Annotated in this window: 17 protein-coding genes; 16 read left to right on the top strand and 1 reads right to left on the bottom strand. The window is 67.3% G+C overall.

The genetic code is table 11. The features are described 5' to 3' along the window. Positions 1–100 precede the first annotated feature (100 nt). Positions 101–796, bottom strand: coding sequence for a Crp/Fnr family transcriptional regulator (locus ACNQFN_RS21975; protein ID WP_245650973.1), 696 nt, complete (start codon positions 794–796; stop codon positions 101–103). Between the two features lie 297 nt (positions 797–1,093). Here ACNQFN_RS21975 and ACNQFN_RS21970 point away from each other — a divergent pair, with 297 nt between their 5' ends. The 16 genes from ACNQFN_RS21970 (at position 1,094) to ccmB (ending at position 18,338) form a co-directional block, all read left to right on the top strand. Continuing rightward, entirely contained in the window at positions 1,094–3,052 is a 1,959-nt protein-coding gene (locus ACNQFN_RS21970; RefSeq protein ID WP_068638608.1) for a histidine kinase, read from the top strand. Further along, positions 3,049–3,699: a two-component system response regulator NarL gene (narL, locus tag ACNQFN_RS21965; RefSeq protein WP_068638607.1), complete on the top strand. Its 651-nt coding sequence runs from the start codon at positions 3,049–3,051 to the stop codon at positions 3,697–3,699. Before ACNQFN_RS21970 ends, narL begins: the two co-directional genes overlap by 4 nt. Positions 3,700–3,820: 121 nt before the next feature. Then, on the top strand, positions 3,821–4,357 hold the full coding sequence (napF, locus tag ACNQFN_RS21960; protein WP_083953699.1) for a ferredoxin-type protein NapF: 537 nt from the start codon (positions 3,821–3,823) through the stop codon (positions 4,355–4,357). Further along, positions 4,354–4,608, top strand: a complete 255-nt coding sequence (locus tag ACNQFN_RS21955; protein WP_068638605.1) for a chaperone NapD — start codon at positions 4,354–4,356, stop codon at positions 4,606–4,608. The genes napF and ACNQFN_RS21955 overlap by 4 nt, the downstream gene beginning before the upstream one ends. 1 nt (position 4,609) lies before the next feature. Beyond that, the gene (napA, locus tag ACNQFN_RS21950; RefSeq protein ID WP_068638604.1) at positions 4,610–7,156 is read left to right on the top strand and encodes a nitrate reductase catalytic subunit NapA; all 2,547 of its coding nucleotides are present in this window, start codon (positions 4,610–4,612) and stop codon (positions 7,154–7,156) included. 70 nt (positions 7,157–7,226) lie between these two features. Next, positions 7,227–8,114 carry a ferredoxin-type protein NapG gene (gene napG, locus ACNQFN_RS21945; protein WP_068638603.1) on the top strand — a complete coding sequence of 296 codons (888 nt, stop codon included), beginning with the start codon at positions 7,227–7,229 and terminating at the stop codon, positions 8,112–8,114. Beyond that, the gene (gene napH / locus ACNQFN_RS21940) at positions 8,111–9,058 is read left to right on the top strand and encodes a quinol dehydrogenase ferredoxin subunit NapH (protein WP_068638601.1); all 948 of its coding nucleotides are present in this window, start codon (positions 8,111–8,113) and stop codon (positions 9,056–9,058) included. Before napG ends, napH begins: the two co-directional genes overlap by 4 nt. Further along, on the top strand, positions 9,055–9,507 hold the full coding sequence (locus ACNQFN_RS21935) for a nitrate reductase cytochrome c-type subunit (RefSeq protein ID WP_068638599.1): 453 nt from the start codon (positions 9,055–9,057) through the stop codon (positions 9,505–9,507). The genes napH and ACNQFN_RS21935 overlap by 4 nt, the downstream gene beginning before the upstream one ends. A 23-nt stretch (positions 9,508–9,530) precedes the next feature. Beyond that, on the top strand, positions 9,531–10,160 hold the full coding sequence (locus ACNQFN_RS21930; RefSeq protein ID WP_068638597.1) for a NapC/NirT family cytochrome c: 630 nt from the start codon (positions 9,531–9,533) through the stop codon (positions 10,158–10,160). Positions 10,161–10,578: 418 nt separating this feature from the next. Then, positions 10,579–11,631: an AraC family transcriptional regulator gene (locus ACNQFN_RS21925; protein WP_418647551.1), complete on the top strand. Its 1,053-nt coding sequence runs from the start codon at positions 10,579–10,581 to the stop codon at positions 11,629–11,631. 210 nt (positions 11,632–11,841) lie between these two features. Further along, positions 11,842–12,849 (top strand): DmsE family decaheme c-type cytochrome, encoded by a 1,008-nt coding sequence (locus tag ACNQFN_RS21920; RefSeq protein ID WP_068638593.1) that lies wholly within the window; start codon positions 11,842–11,844, stop codon positions 12,847–12,849. A 15-nt stretch (positions 12,850–12,864) separates the two neighbouring features. Beyond that, on the top strand, positions 12,865–15,573 hold the full coding sequence (locus ACNQFN_RS21915) for an MtrB/PioB family outer membrane beta-barrel protein (protein ID WP_418647550.1): 2,709 nt from the start codon (positions 12,865–12,867) through the stop codon (positions 15,571–15,573). Between the two features lie 64 nt (positions 15,574–15,637). Further along, complete coding sequence (locus ACNQFN_RS21910; protein ID WP_068638589.1) at positions 15,638–16,264, top strand: c-type cytochrome; 627 nt, start codon at positions 15,638–15,640, stop codon at positions 16,262–16,264. 17 nt (positions 16,265–16,281) lie between these two features. Continuing rightward, positions 16,282–16,965: a c-type cytochrome gene (locus tag ACNQFN_RS21905; RefSeq protein WP_245650972.1), complete on the top strand. Its 684-nt coding sequence runs from the start codon at positions 16,282–16,284 to the stop codon at positions 16,963–16,965. A gap of 84 nt (positions 16,966–17,049) precedes the next feature. Next, positions 17,050–17,676 carry a cytochrome c biogenesis heme-transporting ATPase CcmA gene (gene ccmA / locus ACNQFN_RS21900; RefSeq protein WP_068638585.1) on the top strand — a complete coding sequence of 209 codons (627 nt, stop codon included), beginning with the start codon at positions 17,050–17,052 and terminating at the stop codon, positions 17,674–17,676. Further along, positions 17,670–18,338 carry a heme exporter protein CcmB gene (gene ccmB, locus ACNQFN_RS21895; RefSeq protein WP_068638583.1) on the top strand — a complete coding sequence of 223 codons (669 nt, stop codon included), beginning with the start codon at positions 17,670–17,672 and terminating at the stop codon, positions 18,336–18,338. The genes ccmA and ccmB overlap by 7 nt, the downstream gene beginning before the upstream one ends. Positions 18,339–18,393: the final 55 nt, after the last annotated feature.

The following is an 18,393-nucleotide window of genomic DNA, read 5'->3' as shown; positions in this document are numbered from 1 at the left end:
AGGAGCGGCTTCAGCCGCGAACAACCGCCTTTCGCGGCTGAAGCCGCTCCTACAGGGTGCGGTGTTTCCTGTGGGTGGCTGGTCAAAAAGCAGAGCGTGCTCAATGCGCCGCGGCGTGCCGCAACTGGCTGACCTTGTCCAGCACCAGGCCGCGGCGCCCCTGCGGGCGCACCAGGCCGTCGCGGACGAAGCGCGACAGCACGCGCGAGAAGGTCTCGGGGGTCAGGTTGAGCTGGGCGGCGATGGTCTGCTTGTCGGCGGCGAGATGGATTTCCGCGTGCTCGGCGCCCTGCGGCGCCAACTGGGCCAGATACTGCGCCACGCGCTGGGTGCTGCTGAGCTGGATGCAGAGCTGCATGTGCATCATCATCTCGTAGCTGGCGGCGGCGAGGCGGGTGGTCATGGCCTCGGCGAACGCGGGTTCGGCGGCCATCGCTTCACGCACCAGCGCCACCGGCACCTGCAGCAGCCGGGTATTGCGTCCGGCCTGGGCCATCGCCATGGCCGGGCGTCCCAGCAAGGCGGCTTCCTCGGCGAAGATGTCGCCCGCACCGACGATGCGGATGAGCTTCTCGCTGCCCGAAGGCGCGAGCAGCAGGCATTTCACTTCGCCATCGAGGACCACGTGCATACAGGAGGGAACATCCTGCGCCTGGAGGACGATTTCGCCCCGTTCCGCGCGCACCAGGCGCGAGGCGGAGACCAACTGGTGCAGGCGCGCGCCGCCGAGCAGATCGAAGGGCGCGATCTCGCGCAGGCTGGGGATGCTGGCGGGGGGCTTGGCTCGTGTCATCATCGGCTCCTGCTGACTGCAGCCAAGTCTAGTCAGGGAGGTAGATGCCTCCAAGGCTCGGTGGCGGTGGTGCAGGCGCGCGGCATACCTCCAAAGAGGTATCTGGGTGGCATGCAAGTGTCTGTAAACATTGGATGAAAAATTCGTGGCCCAGCCGATACCCGATACTTGCGGGTATAAAGGGGTAGGCCGGAAATCCGGGCCCGGGACCGGACCCGGCACGGATGGAGAGCCGGAACGCGGCCGGGACCGCAGGAAAAGCACAGCGGGCGTCGGCAGAGGGGACGCCGGAGGGACTGCATGAAATTCGCGATGCCGCGCCTGATCGTCAGGCATTCGATCCTGCTGCTGGTGGCGCTGGCCATGCTCGCGCTCGCGCTGATCAGCCTGGCCGGCATGAGCGCGTCGGCAATGGTCGCCGAGAGCGTGCAGGGCAGTGCCAGTGCGATCAACCACGCCGGCGCGCTGCGGCGGCTGACCCATCGGGCGGCGAGCCTGGTGATCGCGGGAGTGCCGAGCGGGACCTTGTCGCTGCCGCGGGTGGAGGCCGCCATTGCCGACTTCGAGCGCGTGCTGGAACACCCCGAACTGCAGCGCATCGTGCAGCGCGAGCCCGGCGGCCTGTTCGCCGCCACCTATCGCGGTGTCGAATCGGCGTGGCGGCTCAGCGTCAGATCCAGCCTGAAGGGCGTGGCGCAACTGGGGCCGGCGGCATCGGCCGGACAGATCGAGGCCCTGCTCGGCGACGTCGACCGTTTCGTCGACCAGCTCAATACGCTGGTGTTCGTGCTGGAGCAGGATACCGAGGCCCGCATCGGCGACCTGAGCGAGATCCTGGCCGGCGCCATCATCGCCACGCTGGTGGTCATCGCCGCGGCGCTGGTGGTGCTGCGCGCTTCGTTGCTGAAGCCGCTGGGCGGCCTGCTGGCGGCGACGCGGGCGGTCGCGCGCGGCGACTATTCGGCACGCGTGGAGCACGTCGGCCACGACGAGCTCGGCCGCGTGGGCGCGACCTTCAACCTGATGGCGGGCGAAATCTCCCGCCAGTACCAGACCCTGGAACAGCGCGTGGCCGAGAAGACGCTGGAACTGCAGCGCAGCAACCGCGCGCTGGAGCTGCTCTACCATGCCATTGCCCGCCTCTACCAGGCACCGACCGAGCCGGCGGTGTATGAGGCCACGCTGCGCGACATCGACCACGTCGCCGGCCTGAACGGCAGCTTCGCCTGTATCGAGCCCCGCCAGGGCGGGGCGGCAACGGTGATCGCCTCGACCATCGGCCCCTGTGCCGACCGCAGCGCGCGCGGAGACGAGGCCTGCAACGCCTGCCGCGCGCCTTCGACCGCTGGCGAGGCGGTCGAAGGCGAACGCAAGCTGCTGCGCTTTCCGCTGCGCGACCGCGAGCACCACTACGGCATGCTGCGCCTGGCCCTGCCGGCCGACGGCGGACTGGAAGACTGGCAGCGCCAGTTGGTGGAGGCGCTGTCGCGCCACATCGGCATGGCGCTCGGCGCGGCCCGCCGCAGCGAGCAGGAGCGCCTGCTGGCGCTGCAGGAAGAGCGTTCGGTGATCGCCCGCGAACTGCATGATTCGCTCGCGCAGGCGCTGTCCTACATGAAGATCCAGATGAGCCTGCTGCAGCGCGCGCTGGCCGACCCGGCGCGCCTGGCCGACGCGGACACCATCCTGGCCGACCTGCGCAGCGGGGTGAACGACGCCTACCGCCAGTTGCGTGAGCTGCTGGTGTCCTTCCGCCTCGAGCTGTCCGCAGACCTGAGCAGCCTGCTGCGTGCGGCAGTGGCCGAGTACGGCGAACGCTCGGGCATCGACATCGTGCTCGACATCCGCCTGGCCGACTGCAGCCTGACGCCCAACCAGGAAGTGCACGTGCTGCAGATCGTGCGCGAAGCGCTGTCGAACATGCTGCGCCACGCGCTGGCGCGGCATGCGCGCGTGGGCCTGGAGTGCGACGGCGCGGGCTGCGTCACGGTCTCGATCGAGGACGACGGCGTCGGCATCGACGACGGACCGATCGACGGCCGCGACCACCATGGCCTGTCGATCATGCGCGAACGTGCGCGCAGCCTCGGCGGCAACATCGAGATCGGCCGCCGCAGCGAAGGCGGCACCCGCGTCGGTGTCCGCTTCCAGGCTGCCGCCGTCGCGCCGGCTTCCACGCCGTCCGTTGCCATGCCGGCGCCTGCCATTTCGCCCGCGTTCGCGGCCACCGCATTGTTCCAGCAAGGAAACCGCCAATGAACGAACTGCCCGCCGAAACCGTCCTGATCGTCGATGACCATCCCCTGTTCCGCAAGGGGCTCGCCCAGCTGCTGCAGACGGTGCCGGGCTTCCGTCTGGTGGGCGAGGCGGCCGGCGGCGAGGACGGCATCGCGATGGCGCGCGCGCGGCAGCCGGACCTGGTGCTGCTCGATCTCAACATGCGCGACATGAACGGCCTGGAAGTACTGCGCCAGCTGCGCCAGCTGCGGCCGGAGCCGCGAGTGGTGATGATCACCGTGTCCGACCAGGGCGAGGACGTCGTCGCCGCGCTGCGCGGCGGCGCCGACGGCTACCTGCTGAAGGACATGGAGCCCGAGGCGATGCTGGAGGCGCTCGCCGACGTCGCCGCCGGCCGCGTCGTCATTCCGCCGCAGCTCAACCACCTGCTGGCCGCGGCGCTGCGCAGCGAGGCCCGGCCGCAGTCGCCCGACGCAGCCGGACTGACCGAGCAGGAAACGCGCATCCTGGAGAAGATCGCTGCCGGCCTGTCGAACAAGATGATCGGGCGCGAGCTCGACATCGCCGAAGGCACGGTCAAGGTTCACGTCAAGCACATCCTGCGCAAGCTCGACCTGCGCTCGCGCGTCGAAGCCGCGGTGTGGGCGGTGGCGCACCTGCGCACCTGACGGCCGGGCTGCCTCCTGCATTCGCGCCGTTCTTGACGGCGGTCAATGACCGCACTCCGGCTATGGGTTTGAATCGGCGGCATACATATGGCACGCAGTACATAGGGTGCCCGGAGGTTTCGTGCAAACGGCTTCACTTTCCCGTCGGAGTTTTCTGCGTGGCGGCATGCGCGCGGTGGCCCCCGCCGTCCGTCCCCCGTGGGCGCGGGCAGAGGCGGCCTTCCTCGCCGCCTGCACCCGTTGCGACGCCTGTATCGACGCTTGCCCGACAGCCATCCTGCTGCGGGCGGATGGCGGCTTTCCCGGTGTCGACTTTTCCGCCGGTGCCGGCGAATGCACGTTCTGCGGCGAATGCGTGGCGCACTGCGAGCCGCAGGCGCTGGTACGCAGCGCGGAAGGCGGCGCGCCCTGGGCGCTGAAGGCGGGCGTCGGCCGCGGCTGCCTCGCCGAGTCGGGTGTCGAATGCCGCGTCTGCGGCGAAAGCTGCCCGGTGGGGGCCATCCGCTTCCGTCCGCGCCTCGGCGGCGTGGCCTTGCCGCAACTGGACGCCGATGCCTGTACCGGCTGCGGTGCCTGCTTCGCGCCCTGTCCGACGCGGGCGATCGCGATGACGGTGGACAGGGTGGCGAACGAATTTCCGACAGAGAGCGAACGATGAAGATTGCAAGTCTGGTGCTGCGGGCGCTGCCCGCGGATTTTCCGGAAATCAAGGCGGCGCTGGCACGGATCCCGGGGGTCGAGATCCACGGCTCTTCCGAGGAGGTCGGCCGCATCGTGGTCACGGTCGAGGATGGTGAGGGCTGGTCGGTCACCGATTCGATCCTCGCGGTGAACCTCGCGCCCAAGGTGCAGGCGGTGACGCTGGCTTACGAATATACCGATGACGGTCTGGAATTGACGGAGGAATGAAATGAGCATGAATCGGCGTGATTTCATCAAGAGCAATGCGGTCGCCGCGGCCGCAGCGACCGCCGGCATCGGCATTCCGGTGGTCACCCAGGCACAGGGTGCGGCCAGCGCCGGCACCAAGGTGCGTTGGGACAAGGCCGCCTGCCGCTTCTGCGGCACCGGCTGTTCGGTGCTGGTCGGCGTGCAGAACGGCCGCATCGTCGCCACCCAGGGCGACCCGGACTCGCCGGTCAACCGTGGCCTGAACTGCATCAAGGGCTACTTCCTGTCCAAGATCATGTACGGCGAGGACCGCCTGACCCAGCCGCTGCTGCGGATGAAGAACGGCAAGTACGACAAGAACGGCGAGTTCACGCCGGTGTCGTGGGACCAGGCCTTCGACGTCATGGAACAGAAGTGGAAGGCCGCGCTGAAGGAGCACGGCCCGGAGTCGATCGCGATGTTCGGCTCGGGCCAATGGACGATCTGGGAGGGCTACGCCGCCTCCAAGCTGATGAAGGCGGGCTTCCGCAGCAACAACCTCGACCCCAATGCGCGCCACTGCATGGCCTCGGCGGTGGTCGGCTTCATGCGCACCTTCGGCATCGACGAGCCGATGGGCTGCTACGACGACATCGAGAACACCGACAGCTTCGTGCTGTGGGGCTCGAACATGGCCGAGATGCATCCCATCCTGTGGAGCCGCATCACTGACCGCCGCCTGTCCAGGGAAGGCTGCGAAGTCCATGTGCTGTCGACCTTCGAGCACCGCTCCTACGAGCTGGCCGACAACCCGATGATCTTCGTGCCGCAGACCGACCTGGCGATCCTGAACTACATCTGCAACCACATCATCCAGACCAATCGGGTCAACACCGAGTTCGTCAATCGCAACGTCAAGTTCAAGATCGGCGAAGGCGACATCGGCTACGGCCTGCGCCCCAACCATCCGCTCGAGGCCAAGGCCACCAGCAACGGCTATCCGGGCGCCGACGGCAAGCCCAAGGGCGACACCGGCGCGGCGCGCGACTGCAGCTTCGAGGACTTCGCCGCCTTCGTCGCCGAATACACGCTGGAAAAGGTGTCGAAGCTGTCCGGCGTGCCGGAAGACCGCCTGCTCAAGCTCGCCGAGCAGTACGCCGACCCGAACCGCAAGGTGGTCTCGTTCTGGACCATGGGTTTCAACCAGCACACCCGCGGCACCTGGGTGAACAACATGATCTACAACGTCCACCTGCTGGTGGGCAAGATCTCCGAGCCCGGCAACAGCCCGTTCTCGCTCACCGGCCAGCCCTCGGCCTGCGGCACCGCGCGCGAAGTCGGTACTTTCGCCCACCGCCTGCCGGCCGACATGGTCGTCACCAATCCGGCGCATCGCGCGCACACCGAAGAGCTGTGGCAACTGCCGGAAGGCACGATTCCGTCCAAGGTCGGCTATCACGCCGTGGCCCAGAGCCGGGCGCTGAAGGACGGCAAGATCAAGTGCTACTGGACCACGACCACCAACAACATGCAGGCCGGTCCGAACATCAATGACGAGATCTACCCGGGCTGGCGCAATCCGGAAGCCTTCGTCGTGGTGTCGGACGTCTATCCGACCGTCTCCGCGCTGTCGGCGGACCTGATCCTGCCCTGCGCGATGTGGGCCGAGAAGGAAGGCGCTTTCGGCAACGCCGAGCGCCGCACCCAGTTCTGGCGCCAGCAGGTGTCGGCGCCGGGCGAGGCCAAGTCCGACCTGTGGCAGTACATCCAGTTCGCCAAACGCTTCAAGATCGAGGAAGTGTGGCCGGCCGAACTGATCGACAAGAAGCCGGAATACAAGGGCAAGACCCTGTACGACGTGCTCTACGCCAACGGCCAGGTCAACAAGTTCCCGCTGTCCGACGTCGAGAAGGCCAACGCCCACGCGATCCCGGGCTACATGAACGACGAATCGAAGGAGCTCGGCTTCTACCTGCAGAAGGGGCTGTTCGAGGAATACGCCGCCTTCGGCCGCGGCCATGCCCACGACCTCGCCGACTTCGACGTCTATCACAAGACGCGCGGCCTGCGCTGGCCGGTGGTGGACAACAAGGAAACCCTGTGGCGCTTCCGTGAAGGCTACGACCCCTACGTCAAGGCCGGCGAAGGCGTGAAGTTCTACGGCCACAAGGACAACAAGGCCGTCGTCTTCGCGCTGCCCTACCAGGATCCGCCCGAGATGCCGGATGCCGAGTACGACATGTGGCTGTGCACCGGCCGCGTGCTGGAACACTGGCACACCGGCTCGATGACCCGCCGCGTGCCCGAGCTGCACCGCTCGGTGCCCGAAGCCCAGGTCTTCATGCACCCGGACGACGCCCACAAGCGCGGCCTGCAGCGCGGCATGGTGGTCAAGGTCGCATCGCGCCGCGGCGAAATGACGGCCCGCCTCGAAACCCGCGGCCGCAACAAGCCGCCGGTCGGGCTGATCTTCGTGCCCTTCTTCGACGAGGCCAGGCTGGTCAACAAGCTCACGCTCGACGCCACCTGCCCGCTGTCGAAGGAAACCGACTTCAAGAAGTGCGCAGTCAAGGTGATGAAGGCCTGATCCACAGGAGGTGCGAGCGCCGTAGCCCGGCCGGCCGGGGGGTGGTGCCGGGCGCGGGCTCGCAACGACCATGAACGACACTGTAAAATCGACCACGCGTGCCGCAGCAGGCGCGCCGTCGCCACGCCGCCGCTTCCTCAAGGATGCGGCGGGCGTTGCCGGCGGCGCGGGCCTGCTCGCGCTCGGCGCGGGCATCTACGCGAAGCAGGCGTCGGCCTTGCCGGCGACCGCGATCCGCCCCCCCGGCGCGCTCGCCGAAGCCGATTTCCTCGCCGCTTGCGTGCGCTGCGGCCTGTGCGTGCGCGATTGTCCCTACGACACGCTGAAGCTCGCCGAACTCGGCGACGGCGTGGCGACCGGCACACCGTATTTCCTGGCGCGGGACATCCCGTGCGAGATGTGCGAGGACATCCCCTGTGTCGTCGCCTGTCCGAGCGGTGCGCTCGACCGCGCACTCACCGACATCGGCGAGGCGAGGATGGGGCTGGCGGTGCTGATCGACCAGGAGAACTGTCTCAACTTCCTCGGCCTGCGCTGCGACGTGTGCTACCGCGTGTGCCCGGTCATCGACAAGGCGATCACGCTCGAGCGCATGCACAACCCGCGCTCGGACCGCCACGCGATGCTGCTGCCGACGGTGCATTCCGAGCACTGCACCGGCTGCGGCAAGTGCGAGAAATCCTGTGTGCTGCCGGGCGAGTCGGCGATCAAGGTGCTGCCGATCAAGCTCGCGCAGGGCTCAAGGGCCGAGCACTACCTGCGCGGCTGGGAAGAGAAGGACGCCGCCGGTGAATCGCTGATCGGCGAGCAGCTCGAACTGCCGGTGCGCGGCCTGGAAGACAAGGCCTACGGCGACACCCGCGTGCGGCCGGGCGAAGGCCCGCAGGCGCCAGCGGTGCCCGACTATGCGCCTGCCCGTCCGCCGGGCGGCGGCCTCGATTCGGGGTGGAAGCCATGAACGCGCAGACGACGACCGGCCAGACGGCCAGTGCTCGGCCGGAACGCAAGGTTCCGCCCACCAGCGTGCGCGGCGCGGCGATGCGCGGTGTGGTGGCGCGGCCCGGGCACGAGGCGATCGAAGCCAAGGGCTGGCTGCGTGCGCACAAGTGGCTGCTGCTGCGGCGCGCCTCGCAACTGGGCATCCTGGCGCTGTTCCTGGCCGGACCCTGGTTCGGCTGGTGGATCGTCAAGGGCAACCTGTCGTCGAGCCTGACGCTCGGCGTGCTGCCGCTGACCGACCCCTTCCTGATCGCGCAGCAGCTCGCCGCGGGCCAGTGGCCCTACCGCGAGGCGCTGCTGGGGGGCGGCATCGTGCTCGCCTTCTATCTGCTGCTCGGCGGCCGGCTGTTCTGCTCCTGGGTGTGCCCGGTGAATCTCGTCACCGATGCCGCCGCCTGGCTGCGCCGCCGCCTCGGCCTGAAAGGCGGCAAGGCGCCGGCGGGCAGCACCCGCCATTGGCTGTTCGGCTTCGTGCTGGTGATCGCCGCGGTGACCGGTTCGCTGGCCTGGGAGTGGGTGAATCCGGTGTCGATGCTGCATCGCGGGCTGATCTTCGGCTTCGGCCTGGCCTGGGGCATCGTCGGCGGCATCTTCCTGTACGACCTGCTGATCGCGCCGCGCGGCTGGTGCGGCCACCTGTGCCCGCAAGGCGCATTCTATGCCCTGCTGGGGAGGGTTTCCCTCGTCAAGGTGTCGGCGGACAAGCGCCGCGACTGCAACGACTGCATGGACTGCTTCGCGGTCTGCCCCGAACCCCAGGTCATCCGTCCGGCGCTGAAAGGCGTCGGCCAGGACCATCCCCTGATTCTGGATGCCGAGTGCACCACCTGCGGACGCTGCGTGGATGTGTGCGGCAAAGACGTTTTCCGTATTACGACCCGATTCAACAGGAGCGAGTCATGAAGAAAATCACACGCAATCTGGTACTCGCGCTCGTCGCGGCCGTCGGCTTCGGCACGGTGATGCCGTCAGTGGCCACTGCCCAGACGGTCAAGAGCATCCGCGGAGCCGACGTCGCGGAGCCCGAGCCGCAAGTCGGCCACTTCCGCCAATTGCCCGACCAGGCGCCGATCGACCGCGAATACGTACAGCAGCCGCCGCTGATCCCGCACAAGGTCGAAGGCTACGAAGTCACGATGAATTTCAACAAGTGCATGGATTGCCACGCCTGGAGCCGCTACAAGGAAACGAACGCGACCAAGGTCAGCCTGACCCATTTCAAGGACCGTGACGGCGGCGAACTGTCGAACATCTCGCCGCGCCGCTACTTCTGCATGCAGTGCCACGTGCCGCAGACCGACGCCAAGCCGCTGGTCGGCAACAGTTTCCAGCGCGCGGAAGGGCTGCGCTGACGCATCGACCAACGGGGATCGCCATGACCGACAACAACAAGAGCCTGATGCAGCGCATTCGCGGCGCCGGCTGGGCTGCCATCGCGCTGCTCTTCGCCGCTGGCGTGATCTTCTGGGGCGGCTTCAACTGGGCCCTGGAAATGACCAACACGGAGAAGTTCTGCATTTCCTGCCACGAGATGGAGGAAAACGTCTTCAAGGAGTACCGCAACACCATCCATTACCAGAACCGCACCGGCGTGCGCGCGACCTGCCCGGACTGCCACGTGCCGAAGGAATGGGGGCCGAAGATGATCCGCAAGATCAAGGCCTCGCGCGAAGTCTACGGCAAGATCATGGGCACCATCGATACGCCCGAGAAGTTCGCCGCCGAACGCCTGCGCCTGGCGCAGAACGAATGGGGGCGGATGAAGGCGAACAACTCGCAGGAATGCCGCAACTGCCACAACTACGAGTATTTCGACTACTCGGTGCAAGGCCGCCGCTCCAACCAGATGCACCAGACCGGCTTCGCCGCGGGCCAGACCTGCATCGATTGCCACAAGGGCATTGCCCACTCGCTGCCGCCGGTCGATCAGCACATCGGCCTCCCGCACGAAGGCGTGGCACCCGAAGTGCTGCACCCGCCGGTCCGGCAGGGGACGCCTGAATAAGGGGACCCGGCGAGGGCGGCCGGTACCCGGCCGCTCTGGATTCGGCAGGGAAGGGCACCGACAGCCGCTTCCGGCTCGAAGGAACGCAGCGCCATGGCGCTGCGTTTTTTCTTTGGTGCGCCCGGCAGGGCGCACCAACTTGGAGGCGCGTGCGGGGACTGCCGGGGTGCGGCCCGGAATGCCGCGGGGATGGATTCCATTGCCATCGGGGTGACATGGCGTCAAGTTGCGTTTTGCATAATTTGCCCTATGTTCCGCAAAAATGTTGCTTATAAACGACATTTCCGGCATCAAGAACATGTTCGGACGGCGCCATCACGGCCAAAGGCTCCCGGTTTCGTAGTAAAAGCCACGAAAGGCCGACACAGGCCGTTACAAAACAATAAGCCTGCACGTACAGGCCCGGAGGAGGCTCGTGATGACCGAGATAATCGCTGCCGAGGCGAGGTTCGAACACGAACGCATCGCCCATTGCCGTACCGAGATGGATGCCTTGCTGCAGTCGGGTCATCGCATCGAGGCGGATGCGTCGGTGCCGTTCGACATGCATCTGAAGCATTTCCGGCTCGGCATGCTGGAAATTTTCGAAGTGTGCGGCTCCGCGCACGTGATGCAGGTGCAGGGCGTCAATGATGGCGCCGCTGTGCTGCTGAACGTGGCCGGCAGCGGCTCGTTGAGGCAGGGGCCGCGCGAGGCGCGTCTGCAGCCCGGGTCGCTGCACCTGCTCGACGACGCCGCTGCGTTCACGCTCCAGCTGCCCGAGGAGTTCTGCCATCTGGTGCTGCGCGTGCCGCGCCCCGCGCTGGAAGGAGTGATGCGCGACTGGCGGCCGCTGACGGTGTCCTGTATGGCGTCCTGTTGCGGTTCGGCGGCAGTGTTCGCCGGCACCCTGCGCGGTATCTTCGGCCAGCGCAAAACCCTGGCGCCCTCCGACTTCAAGACCTGCGCGGACGCCTTGCTCGGCCTGCTGGGCGGCATGCTGGCCAGCTTCGCCCGCCAGGTCGGCGACGAAACCTCGTCGGTCGAGGCCTGGCATCTCGAGCGGGTCAAGGCTTTCGCGCGCGCCCATCTGGCCGATGCCGAACTGGACGTCAAGCTGATCGCCGCCGAGGTCGGCCTGTCGGCGAGCTACATCCACCGCCTCTTCGCTCGCTGCACGATGACGCTGATGCAGTGGATCACCGCCGAGCGGCTCGATGCCTGCCATCGCGAGCTGTCCGCACCGGGCAAGCTCAAGCGGCCGGTCTACCTGATTGCGCAGGAATGGGGCTTCGCCAACCAGGCCCACTTCAGCCGCGCCTTCCGCGCCCGCTTCGGCGTCAGCCCGAGCGACGTCAGGAGCGGGCTGGCACCCTGCTGCAGCGGCGCCGCGCCGTGCACCCAGGGTATGGCCACTGATTGCGCAAACATCGGTTCACTTTCCGGCAAGGCACGTGCGCGTAAGGGAATTAGACTCGTGCCAAATTTGTAACGATCCAGTTACAGCCCGGAGTCGGCCGCGGACAGCCAGGCGCCCGACCCGAGGCAGAAGCCGAAGGAGGGTGTCCCGCGCGTGCTCGCCGCCAAGGCAGCGCCACGTCCGCTCGGGGTGGTGTTCTCCCTCTGTTTTCACCCGATGGGTGCCGCCGTTTCGCGGGCGGCTGCCGTGATGCGCCGGCATTGCAGGCGAGGAGACGAAGACATGAAAGTTCCCGGTGTATTTCCTGCCCTGCGGGCGATGCTGGCGGCAGTTTCGCTGCTTGCGGCGAGTGTGGCGAACGCGGCCAACGCCGCGGACGAACAGCCCGCTCGCCACGCCACCTATGTCGGCGAACAGGTCTGCGTGTCCTGTCACCAGGTCGAGGAATCCCACTTCGGCCATACCCTGCATGCCAAGATCTTCCGCCAGAACCCCAGGAACGATGTCGAGCGCCAGGTCTGCGAAGCCTGTCATGGCCCCGGCTCGCTGCACGCCGAGAACATGGCCGTCGAATCGGCCGATCCGGTGGCGCAGGGCGAGGAGGCCTGGGACAAGATCGTCGACAAGTCGCTGATCGTCGGCTTCACCAAGTCCTGGGGCACGCCGCTCGACAAGATGAACGGGCAGTGCCTGAGCTGCCATGAAGGCGGCCAGCGCATGCACTGGCCGGGCTCCGCCCACGATCTGAACAAGCTCGCCTGCAGCGACTGCCACAACCCGATGGCGCGTTTCTCGGGCACCAGCCTGCTGAAGAAGCAGAGCATCACCCAGGTCTGCGAAAGCTGCCATTCGCAGCAGCGCGCCGAGTTCCGCAAGCGTTCGCACATGCCGGTGCCCGAAGGCAAGATGAGCTGCGCCGACTGCCACAACCCGCACGGCACGGTCACCGCGCCGCTGCTCAAGGCCGATTCGGTCAATGACCTCTGCTACAGCTGCCACGCCGAAAAGCGCGGCCCCTTCATCTGGGAGCATGCGCCGGTGCGCGAGGCCTGCACCAACTGCCATACGCCGCACGGCAGCAACCACGACAAGCTGCTGCAGGTCGCCCGTCCCGCGCTGTGCCAGCAGTGCCATGCCAACACCAACCATCCGTCCGTGTTCTACAACGCCGGACAACTGGCCGGCAACGAAACCGGACTCAATTCCCGCGTCATGGGCCGCTCGTGCCAGAACTGCCATACGCAGGTCCACGGCAGCAACCACCCGGCGGGTGCCCGCTTCCAGCGCTGATCGGAGGGATACGACATGAACAACGTCAATGCGAATCGCGCGGCCGTCCGTTCCTCCATGCCGCCGCGGGTGCGGATGCTGAGTGTGCTGGTGGGTGGCGCGCTGGCGCTGATGGCAGCCGAGCGGGTGTGGGCGGATTCGGCAGTCGGTGGTGACACCACGCTGGGCAACGCGCTCAACCTCGCGCCGATCAACCCGGTGACGCATACCGGCGGCCATGACTTCGACGGCATGAATGGCGACCCCCATGCGGCGCGCACGCCGACCGGCCAGCTGTACGACCGGCCCAGGGTGCCGACCGACCGCATCCATGCCACCGATGGCGGCTGGCAATACCTCGGCTTCGTCGAGTTCGGCCTCACCCACGTCTCCGGCGATCACCGCGAGCAGGGCTTCAAGCGCTACAAGGACGTCGGCAATGGCGGCTACCTGAGTGCTTTCGGCGTGTCCGCCGAGAAGGCGGGTTCGGCCCATTATCTCGAAGTGGTCGGCGGCGGCGCCGGCCGCGACGACCAGTTCTACGGCGCCACTTTCGGCCGCTACAACGACTGGCGCGTCAAGGCCTTCTACAACGAAACCCCGCACGTGTTCACGACTTCGTTCCGCTCGCTGTGGGACGGCGCCGGCGGCAAGAACCTGACGCTGAAGCCCGATTCGGGCCTGACGCCCGGCGGCAGCGGCGACCAGGCGGCGGACAACCAGGCCATCACCGCGGCTGCCCAGGCCAACATGAACACCGAGCTCGGGCTGGTGCGCAAGAAGGGCGGCCTGCGCCTCGACATGACCCTCACCGACAAGCTGAAGCTGTTTGCCGGCTATTCGCTGGAAAAGCGCGAAGGATCGCGGCCTTTCGGCTCGGTGTGGGCGGGCGGCGGCGGCCAGATGCCGATGGAGCTGATCGAGCCGATCGACTACGAGACGCACGATTTCGTCGGCGGCCTGTACTACAACGACACCTTGAACAGCTTCAACCTGCAGGCTTCGGCTTCGCTGTTCCGCAACAACGCCGGCACGCTGAACTTCGAGACGCCGTTCCGGGTGAATGCGGCCAACACCGTCGCAGGTGCGACGCCCGGCATGTTCACCAGCGGGCGCTTCGACCTCTATCCGGACAACGAGGCCTACAACATCAAGGGCGAGTACGCGCGCAAGCTGCCGGAGCTGATGAACGGCCGCTTCACCGCGGTGGTGTCGATGGGCTCGTCGCGCCAGGACGACAAGCTGATGCCCTACACGAGCTATTCCGGCCTGAGCCCGAACATTTCGTCGTCGGCCAACTGGGACAGCCGGGATGCGCTCAGCCGCCAGTCGGCGGACGCCCGCATCGACACCCGGCTGATCGACCTCGGGCTGTCGCTGAACCCGACCAATCGGCTGAATCTCAAGGCCAAGGCGCGCTATTACGAAACCCGCAACCATACCGATTATCTGGCGTGCAACCCCAATGCCGAATACGACGACAGGGGCGACGGCACGCCGGGCGGCGTCAGCGCCTTCGGCTGCACCGGCGTGTGGGGGCGGCTGATCAACGACGGCAGCGCGTCGTCCATGTACAACCCGGCCGCGCCGAGCGGCAACGTCGTGATCCGCAGCGTGCCCTACGACTACCGCAAGCTGAACACCGGCCTGTCCGCCGACTGGCGCCTGGACAAGGCCAGCATCAACGCCGCCTACGAGCGTGAAACCTACTCGCGCGACCACCGCGAACGCGACAAGACCTGGGAAGACAAGTACAAGCTCGGCTACGTCAATCGCAGCATCGAGGACACCACGATCCGGCTGTCCTTCGCCCACGACCGCCGCCGCGGCAGCAGCTACCACACGCACCATCCGTATGCGAACTTCCTCAGCGGAGCGCTCGCGCCGATGCCGGAAACCGGCAACGTGCAGTCCTGGGTGCTGCACATGAACAATGGCATGCGCAAGTACGACCTCGCCGACCGTACCCAGAACACGCTCAATGCCCGCCTCAACTACATGCCGCGCGAGGACCTGGACATCGGCCTGTCGGCCCAGTTGAAGGAAATCCGCTACCCGAGTTCGGACTACGGCCGCGACGGCAAGCACCGGCAGAACTGGTTCAACGTCGATGTCGACTGGCAGTACAGCCCGGTCAGCAATTTCTACGCCTTCTATTCCTTCCAGCGCGGCACGCTGGGCCAGACCGGCGTGCCGAGCGGCGGCGGCTCGGGCTGCATCATCGGCGCGAACACCAGCATGGGCGTGATCACGCCGGAGAACGCGGAGGACATCTGCCAGAACCCGAATTCCGGCGCGGTGTTCGTCGCCGCCAATTTCTGGGAACTGGACCACAAGGACCGCAGCGACACGCTGGGCCTGGGCCTGCGCCACGACTTCGGCAGATTCAAGGTCGACTTCAGCTACACCTACGCCAAGGGCAGGACCGAGATGAAGTACTCGCTGCCGGCGAACCTGGCGCCGGCGGCAGCGGCGGCGGCCGGTAGCGGCTTCCCGGACCTGAGCACCAGCCAGAACATCTTCGAGGCCAACCTGCTGATGCCGGTGAACAAGACCGTCACCGCCCGCCTGCTGCTGCGCCACGAATACGGCAAGTACCGCGACTGGCACTACAGTGGCCTGCAGTCCGATCCGGTGGCGGTCAACGCGCCCGGTACCGGGGCGCCGACCGCGGTCATCCTGGACGCCGGGCCGCAGAACTACCGTGCCAGCCTGATCGGCCTGCTGCTGCAGGTCAGGCTGTGAGCCGGAACATCTTTCCAGCCGATCGAGATCGCCACCATAGCGCGGTACAGGAGGCAAAGTGAGAATGAAACCTTCGAGAATGATCCTGGCGGCGGCCTGCGCAGGCCTGCTGCTCACCGCCGCCACCGCATCCGCCGAGGTGATCGGCGACATCGAGCGCGGCAAGGCGCTGGCGGGCGAGATCTGCGTCGCCTGTCACGGCGCGGACGGCAACAGCCCGGTGCCGATGTTCCCGAAGCTCGCCGGCCAGCACGCCGACTACGCGCTGAAGCAGTTGCAGGAGTTCGCCAGCGGGCGGCGGCAGAGCGACATCATGAAGCCGATCGTCGAAGGTCTGAGCACCCGCGACATGGCCGACGTGGCGGTGTTCTTCGCCGCGCAGCAGCCTTTGCCGGGCCAGGTGGACGATCCGTCGATGCTCGATGCCGGGCGCCGCGTCTTCAACGAGGGCAACCCGGACCAGGGCGTGCCGGCCTGTGCCGGCTGCCACGGCGCGAACGGCATCGGCAATGCGCGCTACCCGCGGCTCGCCGGCCAGTATCCGGCCTACGTGCTCGACCAGATGGCGCAGTTCGCCGACGGCCGCCGCAGCAACGACAAGCGCTTGATGCAGACCATCGCCAGCCGCCTCGGCGAGACCGAGACCCGTGCCGTCGCCGAGTACATCGCCAGCCTGGAGGGCAGCAAATGAGATACGCATTGTCCGCCATGAGCCTGCTGCTCGTGGCCTGTGGCTCGACCGTCGCGCAGACCGGCAGCGCGCCGCGCGCGCCGGGGATCGAATCCAGCGGCTACGTGTGGAACCAGCCCGATCCCGACAAGGACGCCGCGCTCGCGCATCGTCCCGACATCGAAAAGGGCAAGATTGCCTACGAAGTCTGCCAGGGCTGCCACCAGCCCGATGGCGCCGGGCGCGCCGATGCCATCTATCCCAGCCTGGCCGGCCAGCATGCCTCGGTGCTGATCAAGCAGATGATGGACGTGCGCGCGGGCCGCCGCGACAACCCGAAGATGCACCCCTTCGTCGGCGAATGGGTGGTGTCGGTCGAGGACGTGGCGAACATCGCCGCCTATCTCAGCCAGTTGCCGATCTCGCTCGACAACGGCAAGGGCAGCGGCAACCGCCTGGCGCGCGGCCGCGAACTCTACGACAACGACTGCGCAAGCTGCCACGGCGACAACGGCGAGGGCAGGGCGGCGGAGTTCTATCCGCTGGTGGCGCATCAGCACTATGCCTACCTGTACAAGGAGGCGGTGATGATCCGCGACGGCGAGCGGCGCAACGCCAACCCGAAGATGGTCGTCGTCATCCGCGACTACAGCAACGAGGACCTGAAGGCGGTCAGCGACTACATGTCGAGGCTGGCGCTGCCGGCGGCGGCTGGACGCTAGTTCCGGAACCATCGCGAAAGGATTTGCGCTTCAGGCGGCGCCGCGCGTTCCGTGGCGCCGCTTGTTGTGGTTCAATCCTGCACCATGCTCGAAGTAGATGATCTCGCCTGCCTGAAAGGCGATCGCCTGTTGTTCCGCGGCCTCGCTTTTCGCCTGCAGGCGGGCGAACTGCTGCGCGTCGCCGGCCCCAACGGCGTTGGCAAGACCAGCCTGCTGCGGCTGGTCACCGGACTGGCGCTGGCCGAGGCTGGCGAGGTGCGCTGGCAGGGCTGTCCGATCCGCCGCGATCGCGAAGCTTTCCATCGCGAACTGCTCTATCTCGGCCACGCGCCTTCGATCAACGACTTGCTGAGCCCGCTCGAGAATCTGCGCTTCGCCTGTGCCGCCGCGGGCGACGGCAGCGACGAGGAAGCTTGTACCCAGGCCTTGGTGCGCATCGGCCTGGCGAACCAGCTCGACCTGCCGGCCCGCGTGCTGTCGCAGGGCCAGCGCCGCCGAGTGGGCCTGGCGCGCTTGTTCCTGTCGGCGCGTCGCGCGCTGTGGGTGCTCGACGAGCCTTTCACCGCGCTCGACGTCAAGGCGGTGGCCGATCTGGCGCAGGCCTTGTCGGACCATTGTGCCGGCGGTGGCATGGTGATGCTGACCACGCACCAGGATGCGCCGTTCGCGGTGGCGCCGCGCGTGCTCGACGTCGGAGCCTACGCATGCTGAGCACCTTTCTCGCCGTGCTGCGGCGCGACCTGCTGCTGGCCTGGCGCGGCCGCGCCGACGTGCTGGTCACGCTCGCTTTCTTCGTCATCGTCGTCTGCCTGTTTCCCTTCGGCGTCGGCGCCGAGCCGAACCAGTTGAGGGCGATCGCGCCCGGCGTGCTGTGGGTCGCCGCGCTGCTCGCCTGCCTGCTGTCGCTGCACCGATTGTTCGCGCAGGACCATGCCGACGGAACCCTCGAGCAGCTTCTCCTGTCTAGTGAGCCTGCCGCACTGTGGGTGGCGGCCAAGGTGCTGGCCTTCTGGCTCAGCACCGGCCTGCCGGTGGTGGCGGTGGCGCCCGGTCTGGCGCTGTTGCTTGACCTTGAGCAAGGCGCCTTGCCGGTGCTGGTCTTAAGTTTGGCCCTGGGGACGCCGATCCTGGGTCTGCTCGGCGCCGTCGGTGCCGCGCTGACGCTGGGCCTGCGTGGCGGCGGCATGCTGCTGGCGCTGCTGGTGCTGCCGCTGTTCGTGCCGGTGCTGATCTTCGGTGCCGGCGCGGTCGAGGCGGAGGCCTCGGGCACCGGCGCCGCGGCCCATCTGCTGCTGCTGGGCGGTGGCCTGGCGGGTGCGCTGGCGCTGGCGCCGTGGGCCTGCGCGGCGGCACTGAGGATTTCGACGGATTGACGATGAACCCCGCACCGGCGGCAGCGCGGCCGGTGGAACGTACCAACAACGAGTG

It is taken from the genome of Thauera butanivorans (assembly GCF_048398245.1).
In the GTDB taxonomy this organism is placed as follows: domain Bacteria; phylum Pseudomonadota; class Gammaproteobacteria; order Burkholderiales; family Rhodocyclaceae; genus Thauera; species Thauera butanivorans.
The sequence above is the reverse complement of the archived record's forward strand: the minus strand, read 5'-3'. Positions and strand labels throughout refer to the sequence as shown.

What these genes read in the sequence shown, in the direction of transcription:
- ACNQFN_RS21955 (WP_068638605.1), top strand. Translation starts at nt 4,354, where the DNA reads ATGAAGATTGCAAGTCTGGTGCTGCGGGCGCTGCCCGCGGATTTTCCG.
- ACNQFN_RS21935 (WP_068638599.1), top strand. Translation starts at nt 9,055, where the DNA reads ATGAAGAAAATCACACGCAATCTGGTACTCGCGCTCGTCGCGGCCGTC.
- ACNQFN_RS21910 (WP_068638589.1), top strand. Translation starts at nt 15,638, where the DNA reads ATGAAACCTTCGAGAATGATCCTGGCGGCGGCCTGCGCAGGCCTGCTG.
- ccmB (WP_068638583.1), top strand. Translation starts at nt 17,670, where the DNA reads ATGCTGAGCACCTTTCTCGCCGTGCTGCGGCGCGACCTGCTGCTGGCC.
- napA (WP_068638604.1), top strand. Translation starts at nt 4,610, where the DNA reads ATGAGCATGAATCGGCGTGATTTCATCAAGAGCAATGCGGTCGCCGCG.
- napH (WP_068638601.1), top strand. Translation starts at nt 8,111, where the DNA reads ATGAACGCGCAGACGACGACCGGCCAGACGGCCAGTGCTCGGCCGGAA.
- ACNQFN_RS21930 (WP_068638597.1), top strand. Translation starts at nt 9,531, where the DNA reads ATGACCGACAACAACAAGAGCCTGATGCAGCGCATTCGCGGCGCCGGC.
- ACNQFN_RS21915 (WP_418647550.1), top strand. Translation starts at nt 12,865, where the DNA reads ATGAACAACGTCAATGCGAATCGCGCGGCCGTCCGTTCCTCCATGCCG.
- narL (WP_068638607.1), top strand. Translation starts at nt 3,049, where the DNA reads ATGAACGAACTGCCCGCCGAAACCGTCCTGATCGTCGATGACCATCCC.
- ACNQFN_RS21925 (WP_418647551.1), top strand. Translation starts at nt 10,579, where the DNA reads ATGACCGAGATAATCGCTGCCGAGGCGAGGTTCGAACACGAACGCATC.
- napG (WP_068638603.1), top strand. Translation starts at nt 7,227, where the DNA reads ATGAACGACACTGTAAAATCGACCACGCGTGCCGCAGCAGGCGCGCCG.
- ACNQFN_RS21975 (WP_245650973.1), bottom strand. Translation starts at nt 796, where the DNA reads ATGATGACACGAGCCAAGCCCCCCGCCAGCATCCCCAGCCTGCGCGAG.
- ACNQFN_RS21920 (WP_068638593.1), top strand. Translation starts at nt 11,842, where the DNA reads ATGAAAGTTCCCGGTGTATTTCCTGCCCTGCGGGCGATGCTGGCGGCA.
- ccmA (WP_068638585.1), top strand. Translation starts at nt 17,050, where the DNA reads ATGCTCGAAGTAGATGATCTCGCCTGCCTGAAAGGCGATCGCCTGTTG.
- ACNQFN_RS21905 (WP_245650972.1), top strand. Translation starts at nt 16,282, where the DNA reads ATGAGCCTGCTGCTCGTGGCCTGTGGCTCGACCGTCGCGCAGACCGGC.
- ACNQFN_RS21970 (WP_068638608.1), top strand. Translation starts at nt 1,094, where the DNA reads ATGAAATTCGCGATGCCGCGCCTGATCGTCAGGCATTCGATCCTGCTG.